21 protein-coding genes and 1 other RNA gene are annotated in these 22,535 nt (G+C 42.2%); 5 read left to right on the top strand and 17 right to left on the bottom strand.

Going from position 1 to position 22,535, the window contains the following annotated elements; all coding sequences use genetic code 11:
* Positions 1-13 precede the first annotated feature (13 nt).
* From rnhC to recD2, 3 genes are all read left to right on the top strand, one after another.
* Positions 14-895 (top strand): ribonuclease HIII, encoded by an 882-nt coding sequence (gene rnhC, locus QM956_RS04725; RefSeq protein ID WP_414302279.1) that lies wholly within the window; start codon positions 14-16, stop codon positions 893-895.
* A gap of 3 nt (positions 896-898) precedes the next feature.
* Positions 899-1,513, top strand: a complete 615-nt coding sequence (lepB, locus tag QM956_RS04720; protein WP_004245100.1) for a signal peptidase I — start codon at positions 899-901, stop codon at positions 1,511-1,513.
* A gap of 114 nt (positions 1,514-1,627) precedes the next feature.
* The gene (gene recD2 / locus QM956_RS04715) at positions 1,628-3,994 is read left to right on the top strand and encodes an SF1B family DNA helicase RecD2 (RefSeq protein WP_414302278.1); all 2,367 of its coding nucleotides are present in this window, start codon (positions 1,628-1,630) and stop codon (positions 3,992-3,994) included.
* 47 nt (positions 3,995-4,041) lie between these two features.
* Here recD2 and tig read toward each other — a convergent pair whose 3' ends face one another.
* The 17 genes from tig to QM956_RS04630 form a co-directional block, all read right to left on the bottom strand.
* Positions 4,042-5,325: a trigger factor gene (tig, locus tag QM956_RS04710; protein ID WP_000116489.1), complete on the bottom strand. Its 1,284-nt coding sequence runs from the start codon at positions 5,323-5,325 to the stop codon at positions 4,042-4,044.
* A gap of 83 nt (positions 5,326-5,408) precedes the next feature.
* Entirely contained in the window at positions 5,409-6,074 is a 666-nt protein-coding gene (locus tag QM956_RS04705) for a DNA alkylation repair protein (RefSeq protein ID WP_261240822.1), read from the bottom strand.
* Entirely contained in the window at positions 6,075-6,707 is a 633-nt protein-coding gene (locus QM956_RS04700) for a response regulator transcription factor (RefSeq protein WP_414302277.1), read from the bottom strand.
* A 13-nt stretch (positions 6,708-6,720) separates the two neighbouring features.
* On the bottom strand, positions 6,721-7,716 hold the full coding sequence (locus QM956_RS04695; RefSeq protein WP_203212682.1) for an envelope stress sensor histidine kinase LiaS: 996 nt from the start codon (positions 7,714-7,716) through the stop codon (positions 6,721-6,723).
* Complete coding sequence (liaF, locus tag QM956_RS04690; RefSeq protein ID WP_001224652.1) at positions 7,713-8,411, bottom strand: cell wall-active antibiotics response protein LiaF; 699 nt, start codon at positions 8,409-8,411, stop codon at positions 7,713-7,715. Before liaF ends, QM956_RS04695 begins: the two co-directional genes overlap by 4 nt.
* A gap of 75 nt (positions 8,412-8,486) precedes the next feature.
* On the bottom strand, positions 8,487-9,497 hold the full coding sequence (gene fni / locus QM956_RS04685; RefSeq protein WP_173876546.1) for a type 2 isopentenyl-diphosphate Delta-isomerase: 1,011 nt from the start codon (positions 9,495-9,497) through the stop codon (positions 8,487-8,489).
* Entirely contained in the window at positions 9,481-10,488 is a 1,008-nt protein-coding gene (locus QM956_RS04680) for a phosphomevalonate kinase (protein WP_414302276.1), read from the bottom strand. Before QM956_RS04680 ends, fni begins: the two co-directional genes overlap by 17 nt.
* Positions 10,475-11,428: a diphosphomevalonate decarboxylase gene (mvaD, locus tag QM956_RS04675; RefSeq protein ID WP_414302275.1), complete on the bottom strand. Its 954-nt coding sequence runs from the start codon at positions 11,426-11,428 to the stop codon at positions 10,475-10,477. The genes QM956_RS04680 and mvaD overlap by 14 nt, the downstream gene beginning before the upstream one ends.
* Entirely contained in the window at positions 11,410-12,288 is an 879-nt protein-coding gene (gene mvk / locus QM956_RS04670) for a mevalonate kinase (RefSeq protein ID WP_414302274.1), read from the bottom strand. The genes mvaD and mvk overlap by 19 nt, the downstream gene beginning before the upstream one ends.
* Positions 12,289-12,410: 122 nt before the next feature.
* Entirely contained in the window at positions 12,411-13,352 is a 942-nt protein-coding gene (locus tag QM956_RS04665; protein ID WP_414302273.1) for an N-acetylmuramoyl-L-alanine amidase family protein, read from the bottom strand.
* 99 nt (positions 13,353-13,451) lie between these two features.
* Positions 13,452-14,141 carry a response regulator transcription factor gene (locus QM956_RS04660; protein WP_227325557.1) on the bottom strand — a complete coding sequence of 230 codons (690 nt, stop codon included), beginning with the start codon at positions 14,139-14,141 and terminating at the stop codon, positions 13,452-13,454.
* An 11-nt stretch (positions 14,142-14,152) separates the two neighbouring features.
* Positions 14,153-15,577: an NADP-dependent phosphogluconate dehydrogenase gene (gndA, locus tag QM956_RS04655; protein ID WP_000158785.1), complete on the bottom strand. Its 1,425-nt coding sequence runs from the start codon at positions 15,575-15,577 to the stop codon at positions 14,153-14,155.
* 75 nt (positions 15,578-15,652) lie between these two features.
* Positions 15,653-17,059, bottom strand: coding sequence for a cell division site-positioning protein MapZ (gene mapZ / locus QM956_RS04650; RefSeq protein ID WP_261020308.1), 1,407 nt, complete (start codon positions 17,057-17,059; stop codon positions 15,653-15,655).
* 13 nt (positions 17,060-17,072) lie between these two features.
* On the bottom strand, positions 17,073-18,230 hold the full coding sequence (locus QM956_RS04645) for a THUMP domain-containing class I SAM-dependent RNA methyltransferase (RefSeq protein ID WP_261065584.1): 1,158 nt from the start codon (positions 18,228-18,230) through the stop codon (positions 17,073-17,075).
* Positions 18,231-18,315: 85 nt separating this feature from the next.
* Positions 18,316-18,697: RNase P RNA component class B (rnpB, locus tag QM956_RS04640), an RNA gene on the bottom strand.
* A gap of 20 nt (positions 18,698-18,717) precedes the next feature.
* Entirely contained in the window at positions 18,718-19,047 is a 330-nt protein-coding gene (gene gpsB / locus QM956_RS04635) for a cell division regulator GpsB (RefSeq protein ID WP_023946600.1), read from the bottom strand.
* A 72-nt stretch (positions 19,048-19,119) separates the two neighbouring features.
* Positions 19,120-19,647: an SLOG family protein gene (locus QM956_RS04630; RefSeq protein WP_125393566.1), complete on the bottom strand. Its 528-nt coding sequence runs from the start codon at positions 19,645-19,647 to the stop codon at positions 19,120-19,122.
* Positions 19,648-19,713: 66 nt separating this feature from the next.
* Between QM956_RS04630 and recU the strand changes: the two genes are divergently transcribed.
* Both recU and pbp1a read left to right on the top strand, forming a co-directional pair.
* The gene (gene recU / locus QM956_RS04625; RefSeq protein ID WP_084925904.1) at positions 19,714-20,310 is read left to right on the top strand and encodes a Holliday junction resolvase RecU; all 597 of its coding nucleotides are present in this window, start codon (positions 19,714-19,716) and stop codon (positions 20,308-20,310) included.
* A complete protein-coding gene (gene pbp1a / locus QM956_RS04620; RefSeq protein ID WP_414302272.1) occupies positions 20,307-22,490 on the top strand; it encodes a penicillin-binding protein PBP1A in 2,184 nt (727 codons plus the stop codon). The genes recU and pbp1a overlap by 4 nt, the downstream gene beginning before the upstream one ends.
* The last annotated feature ends 45 nt before the right edge of the window (positions 22,491-22,535 follow it).

The raw sequence follows: 22,535 nt of genomic DNA, 5'->3' as shown, positions 1-22,535 counted from the left end.
TACAATAGAAACTATGGCAAGTATAACACTCACACCAAGCGAAAAGGAGATTCAGGCTTTTCTTGAACACTATCAAACCAGTCTGGCTCCCAGTAAGAACCCCTATATCCGCTACTTTTTGAAACTGCCTCAGGCAACGGCTTCTATCTATACTTCTGGAAAGGTCTTGCTTCAGGGTGAAGGGGCTGAGCAATACGCCAGTTTCTTTGGCTATCAGGTTCTAGGGAAAACCAGCGGACAAAATTTCCCTTTGATTGGGACAGATGAGGTGGGAAATGGTTCCTACTTTGGTGGACTTGCAGTTGTGGCTTCCTTTGTCACACCTGACCAGCATGCCTTCTTGCGAAAACTCGGTGTGGGGGATTCTAAAAATCTGACCGACCAAAAGATCCGTCAGATTGCCCCTATCCTCAAAGAAAAAATCCAGCACCAGGCACTGCTTCTCTCACCAAGCAAGTACAACGAGGTCATCGGAGACCGCTACAACGCTGTTTCTGTTAAGGTAGCCCTCCATAACCAGGCTATCTATCTCCTTCTTCAAAAAGGTATTCAGCCTGAGAAAATTGTGATTGATGCCTTTACCAGTGCTAAAAATTATGACAAGTACTTGGCACAAGAGGCCAATCGTTTCAGCAAGCCTATCAGCTTAGAAGAAAAGGCTGAGGGCAAATACTTGGCTGTCGCAGTTTCTTCTATCATTGCGCGTGATCTTTTTCTGGAAAATCTTGAAAATCTGGGACGAGAACTTGGCTATCAGCTCCCAAGTGGAGCTGGAACGGCTTCTGACAAGGTGGCTAGCCAGATTTTGCAAGCCTATGGTATGCAAGGACTCAATTTCTGCGCCAAACTGCACTTTAAAAATACTGAAAAAGCGAAAAAACGCTTAGAAAGGTAAGTTATGAATTCATTTAAAAATTTCTTAAAAGAGTGGGGATTGTTCCTCCTAATTCTGTCATTACTAGCTTTAAGTCGTATCTTTTTTTGGAGCAATGTTCGAGTAGAAGGGCATTCCATGGATCCTACCCTAGCGGATGGCGAAATCCTCTTTGTCGTCAAACACCTCCCTATTGACCGTTTTGATATCGTGGTTGCCCATGAGGAAGATGGTAATAAGGACATTGTCAAACGTGTCATCGGAATGCCTGGTGATACCATTCGTTACGAAAATGATAAACTTTACATCAATGACAAAGAGACAGATGAACCTTACCTAGCTGACTATATCAAACGCTTCAAGGATGACAAACTCCAAAGCACCTACTCAGGCAAGGGATTTGAAGGAAATAAAGGAACTTTCTTTAGAAGTATCGCTGAAAAAGCCCAAGCCTTCACAGTTGATGTCAACTACAATACAAACTTTAGCTTTACAGTTCCAGAAGGAGAATACCTTCTCCTCGGAGATGACCGCTTAGTTTCGAGCGATAGCCGCCACGTAGGTACCTTCAAAGCAAAAGATATCACAGGGGAAGCCAAATTCCGCTTCTGGCCAATCACCCGTATCGGAACATTTTAAGAGACCTAAGAGGCCGAGAATCACCAATCTCAGCCTCTTCTTCTATCGTGAGAAGTAATCGTTTATTGACTATAATACCCCCCCAACTCTCACCTATTCATGCAAAGGAATCTTATGGAAGTTTATTTTTCAGGAACCATTGAACGGATTATTTTTGAAAATCCCAGCAATTTTTATCGCATCCTCCTCCTAGAAATCGACGATACAGACGCAGAGGATTTTGATGATTTTGAAATCATTGTCACGGGTACCATGGCTGACGTGATTGAGGGAGAAGACTATACTTTTTGGGGGCAAATTGTCCAGCACTCCAAGTATGGGGAACAACTGCAAATCAGCCGTTATGAACGCGCAAAACCAACTAGCAAGGGCTTGGTTAAGTACTTTTCAAGTAGCCATTTCAAGGGGATTGGTCTCAAGACTGCTCAGAAAATTGTGGATACCTATGGCGACAATACCATTGACGAAATTCTGCAATACCCAGAAAAGTTAGAAGGTATCGCAGGACTCTCTGCCAAAAATCGCGAGTCTTTCGTCTCCACCCTCCGCCTCAACTACGGAACCGAGATGGTTTTGGCCAAACTTGCCAACTACGGCATTCCCAATAAACTAGCCTTCCAGATTCAAGACTTTTACAAGGAAGAAACTCTTGATGTTGTTGAAAATTATCCCTACCAACTGGTCGAGGATATCAAGGGTTTGGGCTTTACCATTGCTGACCAATTAGCGGAGGAACTAGGTATCGAAAGTCAGGCTCCTGAACGCTTCCGCGCCGGTCTAGTACATAGTCTTTTTCAGGCCTGTATGGAAACAGGGGACACCTATGTTGAAGCACGGGATTTACTAGAACAAACCCTAACTCTCCTTGAATCTTCTCGTCCCGTGGAACTGGACCCCAGCCAAGTGGCCCAAGAACTCTCCTACCTGATTGAAGAAGACAAGGTTCAGCAGGTTGATACCAAAATTTTTGACAACAGCCTCTTTTTCGCTGAGGAAGGTATCCGCAGCCACTTGGTTCGTATCCTTGAAAAAGGAAAACAGAAGAGCCAGGATTTAGAAACCATTCAAAAACATATAGCTACTGTCGAGGAGGAACTGGGGATTGAGTATGATAATATTCAAAAACAGGCTATCTGCGACGCTATCCAGAACAAGGTCTTTATCCTGACAGGTGGGCCTGGTACTGGTAAGACAACGGTTATCAATGGTATCATCGCTGTTTATGCTCTTTTAGAAGGACTTGACATCAGGAAAAAAAGCAATCTGCCGATTCTTCTTGCTGCTCCAACTGGTCGAGCTGCTCGGCGCATGAATGAATTAACAGGCTTGCCTAGCGCGACCATACACCGACATTTAGGAATGACAGGTGACGATGATACCAGTCATCTGGAAGATTATCTGGATGCTGACTTTATCATCGTAGATGAATTTTCCATGGTGGATACTTGGCTGGCCAATCAACTCTTCTCCAATATCTCTTCTAACAGTAAGATCCTCATCGTGGGCGACAGCGACCAGCTGCCGTCTGTCAGCCCTGGACAGGTTCTAGCGGATCTGCTTCATATTCCCTTGATTCCTCAGACTCGCTTGGAAAAAATTTACCGTCAAAGCGAAGAATCAACTATCGTCACCCTAGCTAGTCAGATTCGACAGGGAATCTTGCCAGCTGATTTCACCCAGAAGAAAGCTGACCGTTCCTACTTTGAAATCGCTAGTGGTCATATCCCTGCTACGATTGAGAAAATCTTAGGCGCTGCCCTCAGAAGCGGCATCCCTGCCCGTGATATCCAAGTTCTGGCTCCCATGTACCGAGGGACTGCAGGAATTGATGCTATCAATCAGCTCATGCAAGACCTTCTCAATCCACCACAAAAAGACCAACTCAGTTTTGAAGTTCCCCAGTGCCACTATCGTAAAGGAGATAAGGTCATTCACTTGGTCAACGATGCTGAAATCAATATCTTCAATGGAGATTTAGGAGCTATCACAGACCTGATTCCTGGAAAATACACCGAGTCGAAACAAGACGAGATTGTCATTGATTTTGATGGCAACGAGATCTCTTACCCACGTAACGAATGGTACAAAATTCGCTTGGCCTATGCCATGAGTATCCATAAGTCCCAGGGAAGTGAGTTCCCTGTTGTCATCCTACCTATCACCAGTGCTAGCCGACGTATGCTGGAGCGCAATCTCATCTATACAGCCATTACACGCGCCAAAAGCAAGCTTATCTTACTAGGCGAATTACAGGCCTTCGATTATGCTACCCAGCACATCGGAACTGCCCGAAAAACCTATCTGATTGAACGCTTCAGTGATCTATTGGAAAATGTCGAAGATAATAAACCAGCTGTCTCTGAAACTGCAACATCAAGTACCTCTGAACAATCCTACATCCTAACCGAAGAAAACTGGGATAGCATCCCCGCCATGATTGGGATTACAGATGCAGACCTCAAAGAGATTTTTGGAAAATAGTGCATAAGAAAACCCACCAATTCAGGTGGGATTTTTGTTTATTAAGATTATTTAACTGTTGCTGTGCTTGTGATCAATTCAACAGCTTTTTTGATTGTGATATCATGTTTCAACATATCAGCTGAAAGCAAGCTTTGTACTTGTGCCACTTCCATGTTGTAGTCTGCCGCCAATTGCTCGATTTCTTTTTGGATTTCTTCTTCTGAAGCGTCAAATCCTTCAGCTTTGGCAACTGCTTCGATAACAAGGTTAGTCTTCGTACGTGACTCAGCTTCTCCCTCGTATTGTTTGTGAAGGTCTTCTTGAGTAGTTCCAGTGATTTGGAAGTACATGTCAGGGTTGATACCTTGACGTTGCAAGTTTCCAAGGAATTCATTTACTGAACGGTGAACTTCTTCGTGGATCATTTCTTCTGGAAGTTCTACGATTTCAGCGTTCTCTACAGCTTTATCAATTGCTGCACCTTCAACTGCATCTTTGTAAGCTTCTTCTTTAGCAGCAGCCAATTCATTGCGGTATTTTTCTTTCAATTCAGCAAGTGTTTCAACTTCTTCATCGATGTCTTTTGCAAGCTCATCGTCAAGAGCTGGAACTTCTTTAGCTTTTACTTCGTGGATAGTTGTCACGAATTTAGCTTCTTTACCTGCAAGGTCTTCTGCTTGGTAGTCTTCTGGGAATGTTACGATAACATCAACAGTTTCACCAGCTGAGTGACCTACCAATTGGTCTTCGAAACCAGGGATGAATTGACCTGAACCAAGTCCAAGTGAGAAGTTTTCACCTTTTCCACCGTCAAATTCAACACCGTCGATAGAACCAACAAAGTCGATAACAACAGTGTCGCCGTTTTCAGCAGCAGCTTCCTTTATAACCAATTCAGCCAAGTTGTTGCGTTCGCGTTCGATACGCTCTTCAACGTCAGCGTCAGTTACTTCTTTTTCAACATCTACTGATACTTCAAGGTTTTTATAGTCACCCAATTTTACTTCAGGTTTTGTAACGACTTCAGCAGTGATAACCCAGTCTTGACCTTTTTCCATTGAAGTTACGTCAATTTTTGGTTGAGCAACCACTTCAAGACCAGCTTCTTTTACAGCTGCTTCATAAGCATTTGGCAAAAGAGCGTTCATAACGTCTTGGTAAAGTGACTCTTCACCAAATTTTTTGTCGAAGATAGGACGTGGAAGGTGACCTTTACGGAAACCTGGAACATTAAGAGATTTCTTCACTGAGTTGAAGACACGGTCCAATTCTGGTTTGATTTGGTCTTGAGAGATAGTAAAAGTCAAGACACCACGGTTTGTTTCTTTGTTTTCAAATGATACAGACATTCTGTCATTTCTCCTTAAAATTTTTTAAATACAGTCTATTATAACATAAATGGGCGACTTTTTTCAAGTAATGAATGCGCTTTTCAATGATGGGAGAGGTACTTGCTTGCTTCTTTGATACTAAGGTCAGCCATTCTTTCCTTGTTTTTCTCAATGAAGCCTGCTACCCAAGTTGGATTGGTTTTGGAGTAATCTCTTAGAGCCCAGCCAATGGCTTTATTGATAAAGAATTCTGTTTGGTTCAAGTTATGAAGCAGAATCTTTTCCATTAATTGAACATTGGTCTTCTCTTTTCTTAACAACTGGTGGTCAATAGCGACTCGTCTCAGCCAGATATTGTCTGACAGGCTCCATTTTAAGATTATTTCTTCTAGTTCAGGGCGGTCATACACCAAACTCCCTACTACTCGGTCTAGGATATCTACGGTATCCCACCAGGATTTTGTGACGACTAACTGCTCAAGCTTAGGTAAATCGTTCTCCGTTAGATAAGACTGCATTGCTTTCAAATAATTAGCAGCTACATATTGGTATTCTCTAGGTTCCTTTCTCCAGCAAGTATCTACAAAATTCCAATCGATAATCTTTGTTTTTTTCGCTTTTGGAAAGTATTTTTTATAGAGTGCATTTCTTTCAGGAGCCGCAATACCTAGGAAGAAAAATTGATGGCGCATATAGGCTTCCATGGGTCCTGCCTTTTTTGAATCTTTTGCTGCTTCTAGCTCAACAAGTAAATCTGTTAGACTCATCTAAAACTCCTCACGCCCCACCAAGTGGTGCTGAAAGGCATAGACTGCAGCCTGGGTACGATCGCTGACTTCAAGTTTGGCTAGGATATTAGACACATGGGTCTTGACCGTCTTGAGAGAGATAAAAAGTTCGTCTGCGATACGCTGATTTTCGTAGCCCTTGGCGATGAGTTGGAGAACATCTCGCTCACGCGCAGTCAAGTCCTCATGTAGTTCTATGTGATTGCGGTGGTATTCGACCTTCTTGCTGACCTCTTGCTCAATGGCAAGCTCCCCAGCAGCCACCTTACGGACTGCATGGAGTAATTCGTCTGCACTAGAAGTCTTGAGCATATAGCCCCGAGCACCAGCATTTAAAACAGGCATGATTTTTTCATTGTCCAAGTACGAAGTCACAATCAAAACCTTGGCTTCAGGCCATTCTTTGAGGATAGCCAAGGTCGCGTCAATTCCATTCATCTCAGGCATGACAATATCCATGACAATGACATCTGGACGCAGTTCCAAGGCCAAATCAATCCCTTGAGACCCGTTTGCCGCCTCGCCCACAACTTCTACATCGTCTTGGAGGTCAAAGTAGCTTTTCAAGCCCAATCGGACCATTTCGTGGTCATCTACTAGTAAAATTTTCATCTTTACTCCTTTATCATTCCTCATCTAACAGGGGAATACGGATATCAACTGCCAGCCCTTGCTTGGGAGCTGTCAATAACTGAACCGTCCCTGCCATATCTTCAACCCGCTCCTTGATATTGCGGAGTCCATAACTCAAGTCATCTAAACTCGCTAACTGAAAACCAATTCCATTGTCCACCACCTTCAGTTGCAATTCAAAATCTGTCTGATAGAGATAGACATCCAGACAAGAGGCCTGGGCATGGCGGAGGGTATTGCTGATCAATTCTTGCAGAATACGGAAGATATGCTCCTCGATTTTCTTAGGCAATTTAGATACATTTTGCTTGAGACTGACCTTGAGATCACTCTTGTCCTCAAGCTCTTTTAAGAGAATTTGGATTCCTTCAACCAGACTCTTTTGCTCCAGTTCAACTGGTCGCAAATGCAAGAGTAAGACCCGCAAATCCTTCTGGGCTGTTTCTAAAATAGCTGTGACACTCTGCAACTGGGTCTGCATCTTTTCTCTATCCAATTTCAAAGCCTGCTGACTGACACCTGACAAAATCATGTGGGCCGCAAACAACTCCTGACTGACAGTATCGTGCAAATCCCGAGCAATCCGCTTTCGTTCTTTCTCGATGATTTCCTCTTCTTGGGCAAGACTTTGATTTTCAGCCTTTTGAAGAGCCTCTGTCAAGAGGTTAAGTTTGCCTGACAAGGACTTGAAACTGGCATCCAAATCTGGATCAGCAACCTGAACCACTTCTTTCCCTGACAACAAACGCTTGAGATTAACCTGCATTTTTCGTAAAGAAAGCTCTTCGACACCTCGCCAAAACAGGGCTAAAAGACAGGTCATGGACATGCTGAATACCAACAACAAAAAGACAAATTTTTCTGTTTTTTCGACATCGTGCAAGAAAATAGACCAGTCAAAGTCAAGGATGTCCAGCAAGCTGTGGGAGAAAAATAAGACAAACAGGATGGAGGTGAGAGCAATCATTACATAGGCTTGTTTTTTCATCCTCTGACCACCTCCACATCGCCAATCATAGTGGTCAAGAAAATCTTGACACTCTTGTTACTCTTGAGATAGTCTCTTGTTTCTTGATGATAGTGTTCATTGCGGAGGGCTCGCTTGGGCTGGTTGAAAAAAGTCAAATCACCATAGAGACAGTTAACGCTAAGACTGACTTCCACATCTACAGGTACAATGATTTTGGTCGTTCCTACCATCTTTCTGAGAATAATGACATTGTCATGATTGGTTAGAATGACCCTCTCTAGATGAATTGTATCCTTGCCCATGAGGCGAAAGAGATTGATATCATCAAACTGGCAAGTCTGGTAGCTTGAAAAATGATGAAGATTTCCAAACCAACGATTTTTCTCCTTCTTAACCGTAACCACCTCTTCAAAAACCAAATTGGTCTGCTCTTTTTCTTGGTTCATCATCGGATAAAGTAGAAAGAGGCTATAGATAACCGCAACAAAAATAGCTAGAATCACAAAAGGATTGAGCATGACGATAAAAAAGAAGAGAATGGTTGCCACTACTAAAAGAAGATTATTGCCCTCTTTACCAGTGTAATAGCGAATCAAAAGTAAAAAGAGGAATAAAATCAGCAGAAAACGCGAAAAATGCTCTGATACCATCAAAATCAGAGCTCCTGTCAAAAGACAAGCTTCAATAAATAAAAAGATTTTAAATTTTCTCATAGTGCATCCTCTCCCTTCTATTTTATCACAATTCAAAAAAGTCACCTCAGTCTGAGGATGGAAAAAAGGCGGTGGTTACGCCTTTTTCATCTGATCATTTGCTTCTTTTAATTTTCCATAAAGAAGATAGTCTACTTTTTGCAAATCTGCTATGGTGGCACAATTAAGGGCACACATGATCAAGCGTAGATCTTCTTTCCAGCCTTGGATAATGCCAATCACTTCTTCAACTGAATAGGTTTCAACCAATTCCAGAACTGTTCGAGACAGTCCTACAGCCTTAGCACCAAAGACCAAGCACTTAATCATATCCAGTGGATTGCGAACGCCTCCACTAACCAAGAGTTCGACCTTGTCTTTCCAGTCTTGGGTATTGAGAAGGGCTTGCATGGTAGACTGGCCCCATTGATTGAGGTAGTCACGTTGACCACTGCGACGGTTTTCGATATAGGCAAAGCTGGTACCGCCACGACCTGATAGGTCAACAGTTCGAACACCCAATCCATAGGCTCTCTCGATGGTCTTCACATCCATTCCAAAGCCCACTTCCTTGAGGACAATCGGAACGGGGATTTGCTTGCTATAGTCTGCCAGATGCGATTGCCAGCTTCTGAACTTCCTTTCTCCCTCAGGCATGAGCAATTCCTGCATAACATTGACATGCACTTGCAAGAGAACAGGATTCATCTCTTCTACAGTCTGAAGGCCTAACTCGACAGGCTTGTCCAATCCAATATTGGTTCCAAGAAGGAGATTTGGATGATCAGACTTGACAGAAAAAGAGTCATCTGCTGGATCTTTGAGGGCTGCGCTATAAGAACCCGTTACAAATAAAATACCACAGGCTTCCGCCACCTGAGCCAGCTTTTGATTGATTTCTCTTCCCTTATCGCTTCCACCCGTCATAGCATTGATATAAAAAGGAAAGTCCCACTTTCGACCAGCAAACTCTGTCGACAGATCGACTTCATCCAGGTCGTAAAGAGGCAAGGAAGAATGAATCAACTCCACATCATCAAAGCTATTATAGGAACTTTTCTGCTCAAGGGCATAGCGGATGTGCTCATCCTTACGATTTGTCGTCATGTCCTATCCTTTCTTGGTATAAGAGCTCAATCCCCAGATCGGCCCAACGGTTTTTTAGAGTTTCAGTTGATTGCTCATCAAAACTCAAGGCAATGCCACAGTCACCACCACCAGCACCGCTACTCTTGGCAACAGCCTGCAAATCTTGACTAGCTGTCTTCAACTGTCTAAGCGAAGGCGTGTAAATATCTGTGCTCAAGCCTTCTAAAAGCTGGCTGGCTACTTCTACTTGCTCGATAATTTTTTCTGATTCCCCCTGCTCCAAGGCTTCTACTAAAGCAGCCACCGTTTCTTTTGAGGAGCTTAAAAAACTCTGATTGACATTTTGCTTGATTTGCTGGACCATGTGACTCGATACAGCCACTTCCTTGGTCCATCCCACTAGGAAATCACATTCTAGGGCAGGTTGTACGTGTGAGATTGAAAAGCCCCAATCACGCTCTAAAACAGTCGCTAAGTTTTCTTCTTCCAACCAAGCAGCCACCTTCTGGCGATCAAATGACTGGTAGAGAACCAAATCCTCTGCCACAATACAGGCAAGGTCCCCCATAGAACCATTGTCTCCGCGCTTGAGCAAGACAGCGCTAGCCAGCTTGAACAAGAGCTCCTGATCAACCGAAAGCTTATACAGAGCTAGCAGAGCCTTGACAACCAAGACAACGACGCTGCCACTAGAGCCTAAACCAAACTTTTTCCCTTCTCGTTCCATTTTTCCTCGAATTTCCAAAGAAAAAGGTCGCAAGGTTTGCCCACGATCAGCGAGGAAGCCATTCATCAAAGCAATTGTTTCTTGAATCAAGCTATAGTCAGGATTTGGCGTCAAATCAACTGCGAAATCAAACATATCTGAGTAGATACGGTAACTATCAGAAAAAGCAATATCGCCCTTCATATAGATGGGAATAGCCTTTATCAAGGCCAACTGTCCGGGCTCTAAAATAGCATATTCACCTGCCCAATAAAGTTTCCCGCAAGTTTTAACAGCAATCATCTTGACTCAAATCCTTTGTTTTTGACACAATCAAGCGATAACGTTGACCGAAGATTTCTGACAAATGCTCCAAGTCTTTCTCTTGACAGAGGACTTTGACATTGGGTCCTGCATCCATAGTAAAGTAGCAGGCTTCCCCTTGTTCACGAAGCTGGCGGACAAAGTCCATGGCTTCATAGCTTGCATCCGTCAGATAAGAAAAGGCTGGTGATGCTGTTTTGGTCGTAGCGTGCATAGCCAGGGCATTTTTCTCCGTTAATTCCCCAACCTTAGCAAAGTCGTTCTCTTTGAGATAAACCAGCATATCCTGATACTCCTTCTCAGACTGACGCACCCAGTCATCAAAGGTCGTCGAGGTTTCCACACAAAGTTTCATCCCGTCACGGCTAGAGATTGGTTTTTTCTTATCCTCTAGCACCAACATAATCATAGCTAGTTTCAAGTCTGTCTCTACAAGGTAAATTTCCCCGCTATCCTTGTCCCAGGCACCTAGCGGTCCATAAAAACTCCGAGAGGAAGAACCTGAGGCAAACTTAGCCTCCTGTGCCAACTGACTTCTATCCAAGCCAAGCTTGAAATAAGCATTGCAAGCCTTAACTAAGGCGGATAAACCACTAGAACTTGAAGACAAGCCCGCTGCGGTAGGCATATTGTTTTGAGTATCAATACGAACAAAGCCATCACCATCTGGACGGTAGCGGTCAATAATCTTGCTCATCTTGGCATGCTCAACCTCATTTTGTAACTGACCATTGATATAAAAGGCATCAGCAGTCGCATCCGTCGGTAGAGATGACAAAGTCGTCTCTGTGTACATATTTTCTAAAGTCAGAGAGATACTGCTAGTAGCAGGCACCATCTCTTTTTCTTTTTTCTTTCCCCAATATTTGATAATGGCAATATTTGCGTAGGAACGTACTGTTACAGGCTCTCTATCCATGTCTGAACAGCTCCTTTCTCTTCTAATCTTTCTGCTAGTTCTTGTGCGTGTGTCAAATCGGCTGCCAAGGCTATGATACAGCCTCCTAGCCCACCACCGCTCATCTTGGAACCCAGAGCACCATGGCTAAGAGCCGTTTCAACTAGAGAATCCGCCTCAGGGCTACTGACACCAATTTCTCTTAAATGTAAATGCGCTTGACTGAGGATTCGTCCCAATCCTTCAGCATCTTTTCGTGAAATCGTATCTTCTGCTTGCTGTGTTAATTCTCCCAAGGCATGCAAAAACGGTAGGGCATCCTTGCCCTTGCTTTGAACCACTTGGATGGCTTCACGAGTATGACCATAAACACCCGTATCAGCAATCAGCAAATAGGCAGATAAATCCATCTCAAGCTCTGTAAATCCTACATTCTTTATAAATCGAATAGGCTGGTCACTGAGACAGGTCTTAGCATCTAAACCACTTGGATTCATATGGGCAATCATCTCCGCCCGATTGACCAAGATTTCTAGTACATCATGAGGCAGTTCTGCCTGATAGTAGTCAAACACTGCACGAATGGCTGCTATGCTAATAGCAGCTGACGAACCCATTCCCCGTTTTTCAGGAATAGCCGAGTCAATCTCACAGCGAATGCAGGATTCTTTGATATCCAAATACTCCAGTGAAGCATAAACTGCCATGGACAAGGTATCCTCCTCATAGAGACGCCAAGGACTCGCTGCAGGAACTACTTTACAAGTCACCTCCACCTCTAAGAGAGGCAAGGAAATGGCAGGATAACCGTAAACGACCGCATGCTCCCCTATTAAAATAATCTTACTATGTGCCTGACCGACACCAATTTTTTTTGTCATTTTTTCCTTTTACTAGACGAAAAAGCCGTCTCATTTTTTCATACAAATATTTATTCTTTCCTATCTATTTTATTATATTTTCACAAAAAAAGCGATTGTTTCCTTCACAATCGCCTCTTTCATTATTGAACCCATTCGCCATTATAATTGACAGAATAGCCATCTACAGTGGTATTCACTGCCAAGGCACCTGAGCTATAAGCGTAGTACCATTTACTACCGACCTGGAACCAGCCTGTTGCCATAGCTCCTGATGAACGGAGATAGTACCACTTGTTACCAAGGTTTTGCCAACCAATTTTCAGATCACCATTTGACTGGTCTAAATAATACCAAGTTGAGCCTTCCTGATACCAACCCGTCGCCATGGCTCCTGATGAACGAAGGTAGTACCACCTATTGCCAAGTTGTTTCCAACCAGTTTGCATTGTAGCAGTTGTTGGATCTAGATAGTACCAAGTTGAGTTATCATTGGTCCAGCCACGTACTAGCTCCCCAACCGTTAAACTGTTGATACGAGCATCGAAGCCACCATCCTTCTGTAAATAATACCAGTGTCCCTCATCATGAACCCAACCAGTTTTTAAAGTATGATAGCTACGCTGATCTTCAAAATAATAGACTCGTTTCTCTGCTGGACTATCATATTGTTCCCCATGATGTTTGTTGGTATTTGTAGCAGTTTTTGCCTCTAAAACTTGCTTACCAACAAATTCTTGTAGTACCCCATCTTGACCAAAGTAATACCATTGTGGCATTGGCATAGATTCTAATCTTAAACCATTTGGGTAAGGACCAATTGTACTACCTTTAGATGGAAACGGGATATATTGCCAGCCGACAACCATTTCTCCTGATACATGATCAAAATAATAGGTCTTGCCATCAATCACTCGCCAGGCCTTTTCTTTGAGTTCCCCCTTCTTGTAGTAGGTTCTACCATTTTCTTGGACAAATTGCCAGCCTTCTGAATCAGCATCATCCGCCAGTACTGCACTTGTTGCTAGCAAACCGAAGAAAAAGACTGCTAATGTAATTTGCATCAATTTTTTTATGATTTTCATTAGACCTATCCTCCATAGCTGATTATAGCAAAGACCAAACTACATGTCAATATATAGAACACCCCTCAAAAAAAGCAGTTACATAACTGCAGCTGCTTTCTATTCTTGCATGGTGTAACCAACACCACGTACTGTTTTAATGTAGCTTTTTTGACCTTTTACATCAAGCTTGCTACGTAGATAACGGATGTAGACATCCACGATATTTGTTTCGGTCGCACTTTCATACTTCCAGACACTTTCCAACAACTGCTCACGAGTCAGAACTTTCTTGCTTCCCATAAGAGTAGCCAAAAGGTCATACTCACGACGGGTCAGATCAATCATCTCCTCGCCACGATAAACGGTATGATGTTCTACATCCATACGCAGATTACGGTAAGACGTTGGAACCTTCATCTGACTACAGTGTTGGTCGATGAAGTCCCTACCTCGGAAAATTGCTGAAATACGAGCCACCAAATTGTCAATAATAACCGGCTTATAGATGTAAGAAACGGCAAAGCGTTGGATTGTCTCAATCTGATCTTGCAATTCTTCGCGATGGTCCAAGACCATGATCACTGAGGCTGGCTTAGTCCGACTCAGCTTGTCTGCAAAATCCTGGGCTGTCATATCCCCCAGACGAGCATTCAATAAAATCAAGTCATAGTCTGTCTGAAGAGCCATGGAGAGGGCTTTTTGCCCCTCCTCAACCTGATCAACTCGGTATTGCTCTTTTTGGAGCTCCAAACTTAAAAAATGAGCTAGATTTCGTTCTTTCTCAAGTAATAAAATCCGTTTCCCCATGGCAGACCTACTTATTTTTCGTCATACCAAGAGTAGTGGAATGTTCCTTCTTTGTCTTTACGTTGGTAAGTGTGGGCACCAAAGTAGTCACGTTGCGCTTGGATCAAGTTAGCTGGAAGGTCAGCTGAACGGTAGCTATCAAAGTAAGTAATAGCTGCTGAGAAAGTTGGCACTGGCACACCAGCTTGAACAGCAAGAGCTACGATATCACGCACTGCTTGTTGGTACTTAGCAGTAACATCCAAGAAGTACTCATCCAAAAGAAGGTTAGCAAGGTCTGCATCACGGTTGTAAGCATCTGTAATCTTTTGCAAGAAACGAGAACGGATGATACAGCCATCACGCCAGATAGATGCGATGTCTGCAAATGGCAAGTTCCAGTTATTTTCTTTAGAAGCTACACGCAATTGCGCAAAACCTTGTGCGTATGAAATGATTTTTGAGAAGTAAAGGGCTTGACGGATTTTTTCAATCAACTCAGCCTTGTCTCCTTCAAATTTGAAGTCAGCTGGTTTTGGAAGAACCTTGCTAGCATGCACACGTTCTTCTTTGTAAGTTGAAATATAACGTGCAAATACTGACTCAGTGATGAGTGACAATGGCACACCAAGGTCAAGTGATGATTGACTAGTCCATTTACCAGTTCCCTTGTTACCTGCAGCATCAAGGATGTAGTCTACGATTGGTCCATCTTGGCCTTCATCGTCTTTACGGCTCAAGATATCAGCTGTGATTTCGATCAAGTAGCTGTCCAATTCACCCTTATTCCACTCAGTAAAGATTTCAGCCATATCTTCTGCAGAAAGGCCTAACAAGTGTTGCATCAAGTCATAGCTTTCTGCGATCAATTGCATATCACCATACTCGATACCGTTGTGAACCATTTTCACATAGTGACCAGCTCCATCAGGACCGATGTAAGTCACACATGGTTTGCCATCTTCTGGTGCTTTAGCTGAGATTTCTTCAAGAACATCCGCAACCAATTCGTAGGCCTCTTTTTGTCCACCAGGCATGATAGAAGGACCTTCAAGGGCACCTTTTTCACCACCAGAAACTCCAGTACCGATAAAGTTGATACCTGAGTTTGCCAATTCTTCATTACGACGGATTGTATCTTTGTAGAAAGTGTTTCCTCCGTCGATCAAGATATCACCCTTGTCAAGGTGTGGAAGAAGGGCTTGAATTGTAGCATCTGTACCAGGTCCAGCTTGAACCATGAGCATGATACGACGAGGTTTTTCGATTGAGTTTACAAAACTTTCAACGTCATAGCTTGGTACAAAGTTCTTTTCAGGATGGCAAGCAATTACATCTTCAGTTTTTTCTTTACTACGGTTGTAAATAGCAACTGTGTAACCACGAGATTCAATATTAAGGGCAAGGTTACGACCCATTACGGCCATACCAACAACACCAAAGTTAGCTTTTGTCATTTGACACTCCTCTTGTTTGATTTGTTTTATTTTATCATTTTTACTTTTGAAAAGAAAGAATTTTGTAACGACTGCTTAGTAGTCCAAGTCATCCGCATGTCCAGAACCATTTCCAACAAAGTATCCTGTCTTACAGTTAAGGGTAAAGAGATAGGTTCCATCTGGCTTGTAGAGGTTGTAATAACCATTGCCATTAACGATATTGACACGTTCAAGGATGTATTGGTTACCAGTGATATAACCACGTGAGCGTGAAGTCGCTAAAATTTGTTCCAAAACACCATCCGCGAAATCCCAAGCAGAATTATTGCTATCATCAATAGCTGACTGGTTATAAGAAACACGACTCGCACTTCTTTGAACAGCAACTCCTGCACTTGATACACCCATATTGACTTCACTGCGGGTACTTCTAGTTTCAGTTGATGCCGTATTTGAACTACTTGGGCTTGTTTCACTAGCAGTATTTTCACTTGCTTGACGAGAACTTGAGCTGCTAGTTTCACTTGAACTTGAGCTTGAAGCACTTGTTTGCTGGCTCTTACCAAGACTGATAGCCTTATCTAGAACTTTATCAAGCTCCGTATTTCCAGTTTTAATATCTGTAAATTTAGCATCCGATTTGACTTTAGCATTGGTATCCAAGACACCATCCACAATAGCTGGTTTTTCAAATTGTGCATTGACATCTTGAATGGCCTTGATTTGCGTTGCTAGACTATCATACTTAGATTTGGCAAGGGTATGTTCACGACTACCTTCCAGCTTATCAAGCAAGGTCTTAAGTTGACTCAGTTTATCAAACTGGCTATTCTTCAAAGCAGTTTTATTGCTATCTGTATAGAAGCCATCATATAAATTATTGAATTCTTCTACATCTGACTGCGTATTTGTAGTTGATTGAGAAGTCTGGATTTCCTTGGTCGAACGGGTCACTTGACGATAGACATAATAAGCACTGACACAGATAACCACTGATACGAGCGCCAAAGCGGTCAAAACAAAACCTTTTTTACTTTTCTTTTCTGGGTCCTCTTGATCCAGACGAGAAAGTTTTTTCTCCTCTTCCACTTCCCCAGTCATTTCTGCTGAATTTTCATCCTCTAGTACTATAGGATCCCAGTCTTTATCCTCATCGTCCAGAGGCAGTGGAGGTAAGATAGCTTCAGACGATAGAACTTCCTCTGAATAGGCTTCTGACTCCTCTACAGCTTCACGCACCTCTTGAATCAAGTCATCCAGACTCTGTGTTTCGATTAACTCCTCTTTTTTGTATTGGCGAGTCGCAAACTTATCTGCTTCGATTTCATCTTTGTGTTGCTTGACATACTTGTCCAAAATGGAATCTTCAGGCAAGACTCCTGCTTCCACTTCTTCATTTTTACGAATAGCTTGACCAACTGTTAACTCTTTTGCTTCATCAAAATCAAATCGCGGTTCTTGGTTTTCTTTTTTATGACGATTCCGTCTTTTCTTACTCATGAGTATAACCTTTCTATTTTACCTCTTGGCGTTTAACACGCTGACCAAAATATTGATACAGATCCACTTTCAAGGTTCCGTTGTACAACTTACGTTTCTTATCTGCCTGACTACCGTATTTGGTCTCAAAGGCTTCATCACTAGTTAGGATAAACTTGCTCCACGTTTTCAGCGGTGCAAATACTTGACCCATTTCAGCATAAAGCTTGGTAACCCCTGCATCATCTGACAAGCGTTCACCATAAGGTGGGTTAGAGATAATCACTCCATTTATTTTATCAGAACGCAAATCCTGCACGCGCATCTGCTTAAAGGTAATATCTCCTACAACACCTGCTGCCTGAGCATTGGCCTTAGCAATTTCCACCATACGTGCATCGATATCACAGCCCATGATATCTAGCTCAAGCTCACGATCCACTTTCTTAGACGCTTCTGTACGCACTTCTTGAATCAAGCGATCACTAATCCAGTTCCATTCCTCAAAGGCAAAGGAGCGACGAAGACCAGGAGCCATCTTCCTAGCAATCATAACTGCCTCGATACAGAAAGTTCCTGAACCACAGGTTGGATCAATCAAAGGCTTGTCTGGATACCAGTTAGAGAGCTGCAAAATGGCTGCCGCCATATTTTCCTTGATAGGAGCACCACCCTTTTCGGTACGATAGCCACGTTTAAAGAGACTGGAGCCTGTCGTATCAATCATGACAGTTGCTATGTCTTTCAGAATAGAAACCTCAATCTTAAACTCAGGACCATTCTCCATCAGAGGAATACCTTCTGGGCGGGCGTAGTGTTTCTGCAATTTCTTGACAACGGCCTTCTTTGAAATAGCCTGAACACTGGGTTCATTGTGTAATTTAGATTTCACACATTTAGCTTTTGAAATTGGGAACCGAGCTCCAAGCGGTAAATAATTTTCCCAATCTAAGGCGAAAACTCCTTGAAAGAGCTCCTCAAAAGTCTTAGCTGGAAAAGTTCCTACGATAATCTTGATACGGTCTGCTGCCCGAAGCCAGAGGTTGGTTTCGATAATGGCTCTCACGTCTCCTTGAAAACGAACACGTCCATTTTCAACCTGACAATCGTAGCCCAACTCTCGCACCTCACGACCAACGACAGCCTCAAGACCCGCTGCAGCAGTAGCGATTAAATTAAATTCTTTTTTCATGTTACAGTCTTATAAGACCTTTCTATATGTCCACTTTAAAAAATGAGGTTGAGAAAGTTTTCTCAGCCCCAACCTATATGCAATTTTCTATAAGCCATGTTTTGTTCCAGAAGTGACTAGGACCACTTCCTTCGATAATCATCTGTCTACCACTAACAGCTTACAGCTGGTAGCAGTCAGAGTACTACGTTCGTTTCCGTGTACTCCATGCCCCGACCGAAATTTGGGTTGCTAGCTTGAGGGGTTTACCGCGTTCCACTCTCTCTGTTTCCAGAAAGACTCCGTCACTGTGGCACTTTCAAGCCTACTCTGGCCTATCCAAGGACTTAGCCATTTCGACTGCCGTAACGATCTCTCGTCCCTAGGCTTATGGATTCGCCTAGCACAAACACTACAGGCATCACAGCCTGTGCTAGCATGGACTTTCCTCATGAAAAGAAATTCTCCTCACGCGATTATCCAAAAATTGCACTTTTCAAATAAGCTCTTATAAATCAGAGTTATCCAAAATTTGTTTACCAAATACTTCTTTCTCAAGACGATTTAGACGTTTTAAAATATCAAAATTCGTCATAGAAGTTGTTGCTGTCATTTCAAGTGGTTCTGCTTGAACCGGTGCAGATTCAGGTTTGCGAGACAATTCTTCCTTCAACTCTGCAATTTCTTGACGGAGAGACTTGACTAAGGCAGCATAAGTTTCATAGTCCTTGATGACATCGTCCAAAAATTCATCAACTTCAACCTTACTATACCCACGGACTTCACGTCCAAACTCTTGCTCGAAAATATCTTTCGCTGAAAAAATAATACCTGCCATCTCTCTCTCCATTCTCGGTTTCTAATAGTATTATTATATAAAAAAAGGCAAACAAAAATCAAGGTCAAAGCCTTACTTTTCAGAAAAATTTTCTACTAACTCATTTAAGTCTTCAAACGTTAACCTTTTTATGCGATAACCTTCCTGATTTTTCATCAAATTGTCTATAAATTTTAATTTGGTCTCATTTTCTGGGTCATAGAAAAAATAAGCTAAATCAGTATTTTCCAGCAAAAATCGTTGGTAGTCTCGTAGTTGCCCCATATGTTCATATTTAGGATAGGCATATTTGACAAAATCGACCTGCTTAAATTGGCTCAGTTTCATCTGATTGCCTTCATTCCAATTTTCCCCATGGGTTTCAAAAGCAAAAATGGTGGCCAACTGGAAACCGTATTCGGTCTTCATTTCCTGAGCAACCTCTAAAACCCAATATTCAAAGCCCAAAGTCCCTGTAAATACAAGCCAAGTCACCCCATCTTCTGCCATAGCTTCTAAATCCCTACGTATCGCTTTTTTAATCAATTTAAGACGAGGATCCTTGTCAGAAAACAAACCCAAGTCAAAATTAGAATATCCCATAATTAAAGCTGTAGTCATTTTTACACCTTTCTTTCTATTTTTATGGTATAATAGAGTGATGTTATTGTACCAATAAGGAGAAATATGGTCAACTATCCTCATAAAATTTCATCAAAAAAAAGCCAAACATCCATTTCTCAACCAAAAAATTTCGCAAATCGAGGAATGACTTTTGAAAAGATGATCAACGCCACAAACGACTACTATCTTACGCATGGCATGGCAGTTATCCATAAAAAGCCAACGCCTGTTCAGATTGTTCGAGTAGACTATCCTCAACGTAGTCGAGCCAAAATTGTAGAAGCCTATTTTAGACAAGCTTCCACAACAGATTACTCTGGCGTGTATAGAGGACATTACATTGACTTTGAAGCCAAGGAAACACGACAAAAGAATGCTATTCCAATGAAAAACTTCCATCTTCACCAGATTCAACATATGGAACAAGTTCTAAAACAGCAGGGGATTTGCTTCGTACTACTTCATTTTTCTTCTCAACAAGAAACTTATTTGTTGCCGGCACTTGATTTGATTCGCTTTTATCATCAAGATAAGGGCCAAAAATCAATGCCACTTGGATATATCAAAGAATACGGATATTTAGTAAAGCAAGGAGCTTTCCCTCAAATTCCCTATCTAGATACTATCAAAGAACATTTACTAGGTGGTAAAACAAGATGAACAAACAAACTATTCTGCGATTCTTAAAGTATATTGGAATTACATTTCTTACCTTATTTATCGCATTATTTCTATTAGGTGGAGGAGCCTTCCTCTACTTTGTTAGCAAGGCTCCAGCCTTATCTGAAAGTAAATTAGTTGCGACAACCTCTAGCAAGATTTATGACAACAAAAACGAACTGATTGCTGACCTTGGATCTGAACGTCGCGTAAATGCTCAAGCAAATGAAATTCCTACTGACTTAGTCAAGGCAATTGTGTCTATCGAAGACCACCGTTTTTTTGATCATAGAGGTGTTGATACTATTCGTATCATGGGAGCAGCATTGAGAAATCTACAAGGAGGAGGTCTACAAGGTGCCTCAACCTTGACACAACAATTAATTAAATTGACTTATTTTTCTACTTCAACTGCTGATCAAACCTTGTCACGTAAAGCTCAAGAAGCTTGGCTAGCCGTTCAACTAGAGCAAAAAGCAACCAAGCAAGAAATCCTGACCTATTACATCAATAAAGTCTACATGTCCAACGGTAACTATGGAATGCAAACCGCAGCCCAAAATTACTATGGAAAAGACTTGAAGGACTTAAGCTTGCCACAGTTAGCACTCTTGGCTGGAATGCCTCAAGCGCCAAACCAATATGATCCTTATTCCCATCCAGAAGCTGCTCTAGAGCGTCGTAACTTGGTACTTTCAGAAATGAAAGGGCAAAAATACATTAGTGCAGAAGATTATGAAAAAGCTATTAATACCCCTGTTACCGATGGTCTACAAAGCCTGAAATCCGGTAACAGCTATCCTGCATACATGGACAACTACCTTAAAGAAGTAATCGACCAAGTTGAACAAGAAACTGGTTACAACCTTCTTACTACAGGTATGGATGTCTATACAAATGTGGACAAAGATGTCCAACAACGACTCTGGGATGTTTATAACACCGACCAATATGTCACTTATCCTGATGATGACATGCAAGTAGCTTCGACTATTGTAGATGTATCTAATGGTAACGTTATTGCACAACTTGGTGCTCGTCATCAAGCAAGTAATGTTTCATTCGGCACCAACCAGGCTGTGGAGACCAATCGTGACTGGGGATCATCAATGAAACCCATCACTGATTATGCTCCTGCTTTGGAATTTGATATCTATGACTCAACTGCTACCATTGTACGCGATATCCCGTATAATTATCCTGGAACAAATACCCCTGTCTACAACTGGGATAGAGGATACTTCGGTAATATCACCCTGCAATATGCACTACAGCAATCTCGCAATGTTCCTGCTGTAGAAACACTCAACAAAGTTGGATTAAATCGTGCAAAAACCTTCTTAAATGGTTTAGGAATTGACTATCCAGATATGCATTATTCTAACGCCATATCAAGTAATACAACAGAATCTAATAAACAATACGGAGCAAGTAGTGAAAAAATGGCTGCAGCCTATGCTGCTTTTGCCAACGGTGGTATTTACCACAAGCCAATGTATATCAATAAGGTCGTCTTCAGTGACGGTAGTGAAAAAGAATTTTCAGATGCTGGTACACGAGCTATGAAAGAAACTACTGCCTATATGATGACCGAAATGATGAAAACTGTTTTAGCTTACGGAACCGGACGTGGTGCTTACCTACCATGGCTTCCACAAGCAGGTAAGACAGGTACTTCTAACTATACTGATGACGAAATTGAAAAGTATATCAAGAACACTGGCTACGTAGCTCCAGATGAAATGTTTGTAGGTTATACTCGTAAGTATTCTATGGCTGTATGGACTGGTTACTCAAATCGTTTAACTCCAATCGTTGGAGATGGTTTCCTAGTTGCTGCTAAGGTTTATCGCTCAATGATATCGTATCTATCAGAAGATGATCAACCTGGAGATTGGACGATGCCAGACGGCCTGTTCCGAAATGGAGAATTCGTCTTCCAGAACAACGCGAAGAACACATGGAATAATTCAGCAACACAACAAACACAAACGGTAGAAACTCCAAGCACAACAGCTGAAAGTTCAACTACACAGGCAACTACGACGGTTGGTCAACAACCCAATAATGCCCCAGCAACTGATCCTAATCAAGGACAAGCTGGCCAGGCTGGTCAACCGACACAACCAGTACAACCAACGCCACAAAATCCACAAGTTCAACAGCAACCACAACAGTAATATAAAAGAAAATCCTGAGAATAAAGGCTCAGGATTTTTTCTTCA

The organism is Streptococcus mitis, from assembly GCF_047460035.1.
GTDB lineage: Bacteria > Bacillota > Bacilli > Lactobacillales > Streptococcaceae > Streptococcus > Streptococcus mitis_DW.
This window is presented reverse-complemented; position numbering and strand designations above follow the sequence as displayed.

What these genes read in the sequence shown, in the direction of transcription:
- QM956_RS04665 (WP_414302273.1), bottom strand. Translation starts at nt 13,352, where the DNA reads ATGAAAATCATAAAAAAATTGATGCAAATTACATTAGCAGTCTTTTTC.
- recU (WP_084925904.1), top strand. Translation starts at nt 19,714, where the DNA reads ATGGTCAACTATCCTCATAAAATTTCATCAAAAAAAAGCCAAACATCC.
- liaF (WP_001224652.1), bottom strand. Translation starts at nt 8,411, where the DNA reads ATGAGAAAATTTAAAATCTTTTTATTTATTGAAGCTTGTCTTTTGACA.
- QM956_RS04630 (WP_125393566.1), bottom strand. Translation starts at nt 19,647, where the DNA reads ATGACTACAGCTTTAATTATGGGATATTCTAATTTTGACTTGGGTTTG.
- mvaD (WP_414302275.1), bottom strand. Translation starts at nt 11,428, where the DNA reads ATGGATAGAGAGCCTGTAACAGTACGTTCCTACGCAAATATTGCCATT.
- pbp1a (WP_414302272.1), top strand. Translation starts at nt 20,307, where the DNA reads ATGAACAAACAAACTATTCTGCGATTCTTAAAGTATATTGGAATTACA.
- QM956_RS04705 (WP_261240822.1), bottom strand. Translation starts at nt 6,074, where the DNA reads ATGAGTCTAACAGATTTACTTGTTGAGCTAGAAGCAGCAAAAGATTCA.
- tig (WP_000116489.1), bottom strand. Translation starts at nt 5,325, where the DNA reads ATGTCTGTATCATTTGAAAACAAAGAAACAAACCGTGGTGTCTTGACT.
- QM956_RS04645 (WP_261065584.1), bottom strand. Translation starts at nt 18,230, where the DNA reads ATGAAAAAAGAATTTAATTTAATCGCTACTGCTGCAGCGGGTCTTGAG.
- recD2 (WP_414302278.1), top strand. Translation starts at nt 1,628, where the DNA reads ATGGAAGTTTATTTTTCAGGAACCATTGAACGGATTATTTTTGAAAAT.
- QM956_RS04680 (WP_414302276.1), bottom strand. Translation starts at nt 10,488, where the DNA reads ATGATTGCTGTTAAAACTTGCGGGAAACTTTATTGGGCAGGTGAATAT.
- mvk (WP_414302274.1), bottom strand. Translation starts at nt 12,288, where the DNA reads ATGACAAAAAAAATTGGTGTCGGTCAGGCACATAGTAAGATTATTTTA.
- gpsB (WP_023946600.1), bottom strand. Translation starts at nt 19,047, where the DNA reads ATGGCAGGTATTATTTTTTCAGCGAAAGATATTTTCGAGCAAGAGTTT.
- QM956_RS04695 (WP_203212682.1), bottom strand. Translation starts at nt 7,716, where the DNA reads ATGAAAAAACAAGCCTATGTAATGATTGCTCTCACCTCCATCCTGTTT.
- lepB (WP_004245100.1), top strand. Translation starts at nt 899, where the DNA reads ATGAATTCATTTAAAAATTTCTTAAAAGAGTGGGGATTGTTCCTCCTA.
- gndA (WP_000158785.1), bottom strand. Translation starts at nt 15,577, where the DNA reads ATGACAAAAGCTAACTTTGGTGTTGTTGGTATGGCCGTAATGGGTCGT.
- QM956_RS04700 (WP_414302277.1), bottom strand. Translation starts at nt 6,707, where the DNA reads ATGAAAATTTTACTAGTAGATGACCACGAAATGGTCCGATTGGGCTTG.
- QM956_RS04660 (WP_227325557.1), bottom strand. Translation starts at nt 14,141, where the DNA reads ATGGGGAAACGGATTTTATTACTTGAGAAAGAACGAAATCTAGCTCAT.
- fni (WP_173876546.1), bottom strand. Translation starts at nt 9,497, where the DNA reads ATGACGACAAATCGTAAGGATGAGCACATCCGCTATGCCCTTGAGCAG.
- mapZ (WP_261020308.1), bottom strand. Translation starts at nt 17,059, where the DNA reads ATGAGTAAGAAAAGACGGAATCGTCATAAAAAAGAAAACCAAGAACCG.
- rnhC (WP_414302279.1), top strand. Translation starts at nt 14, where the DNA reads ATGGCAAGTATAACACTCACACCAAGCGAAAAGGAGATTCAGGCTTTT.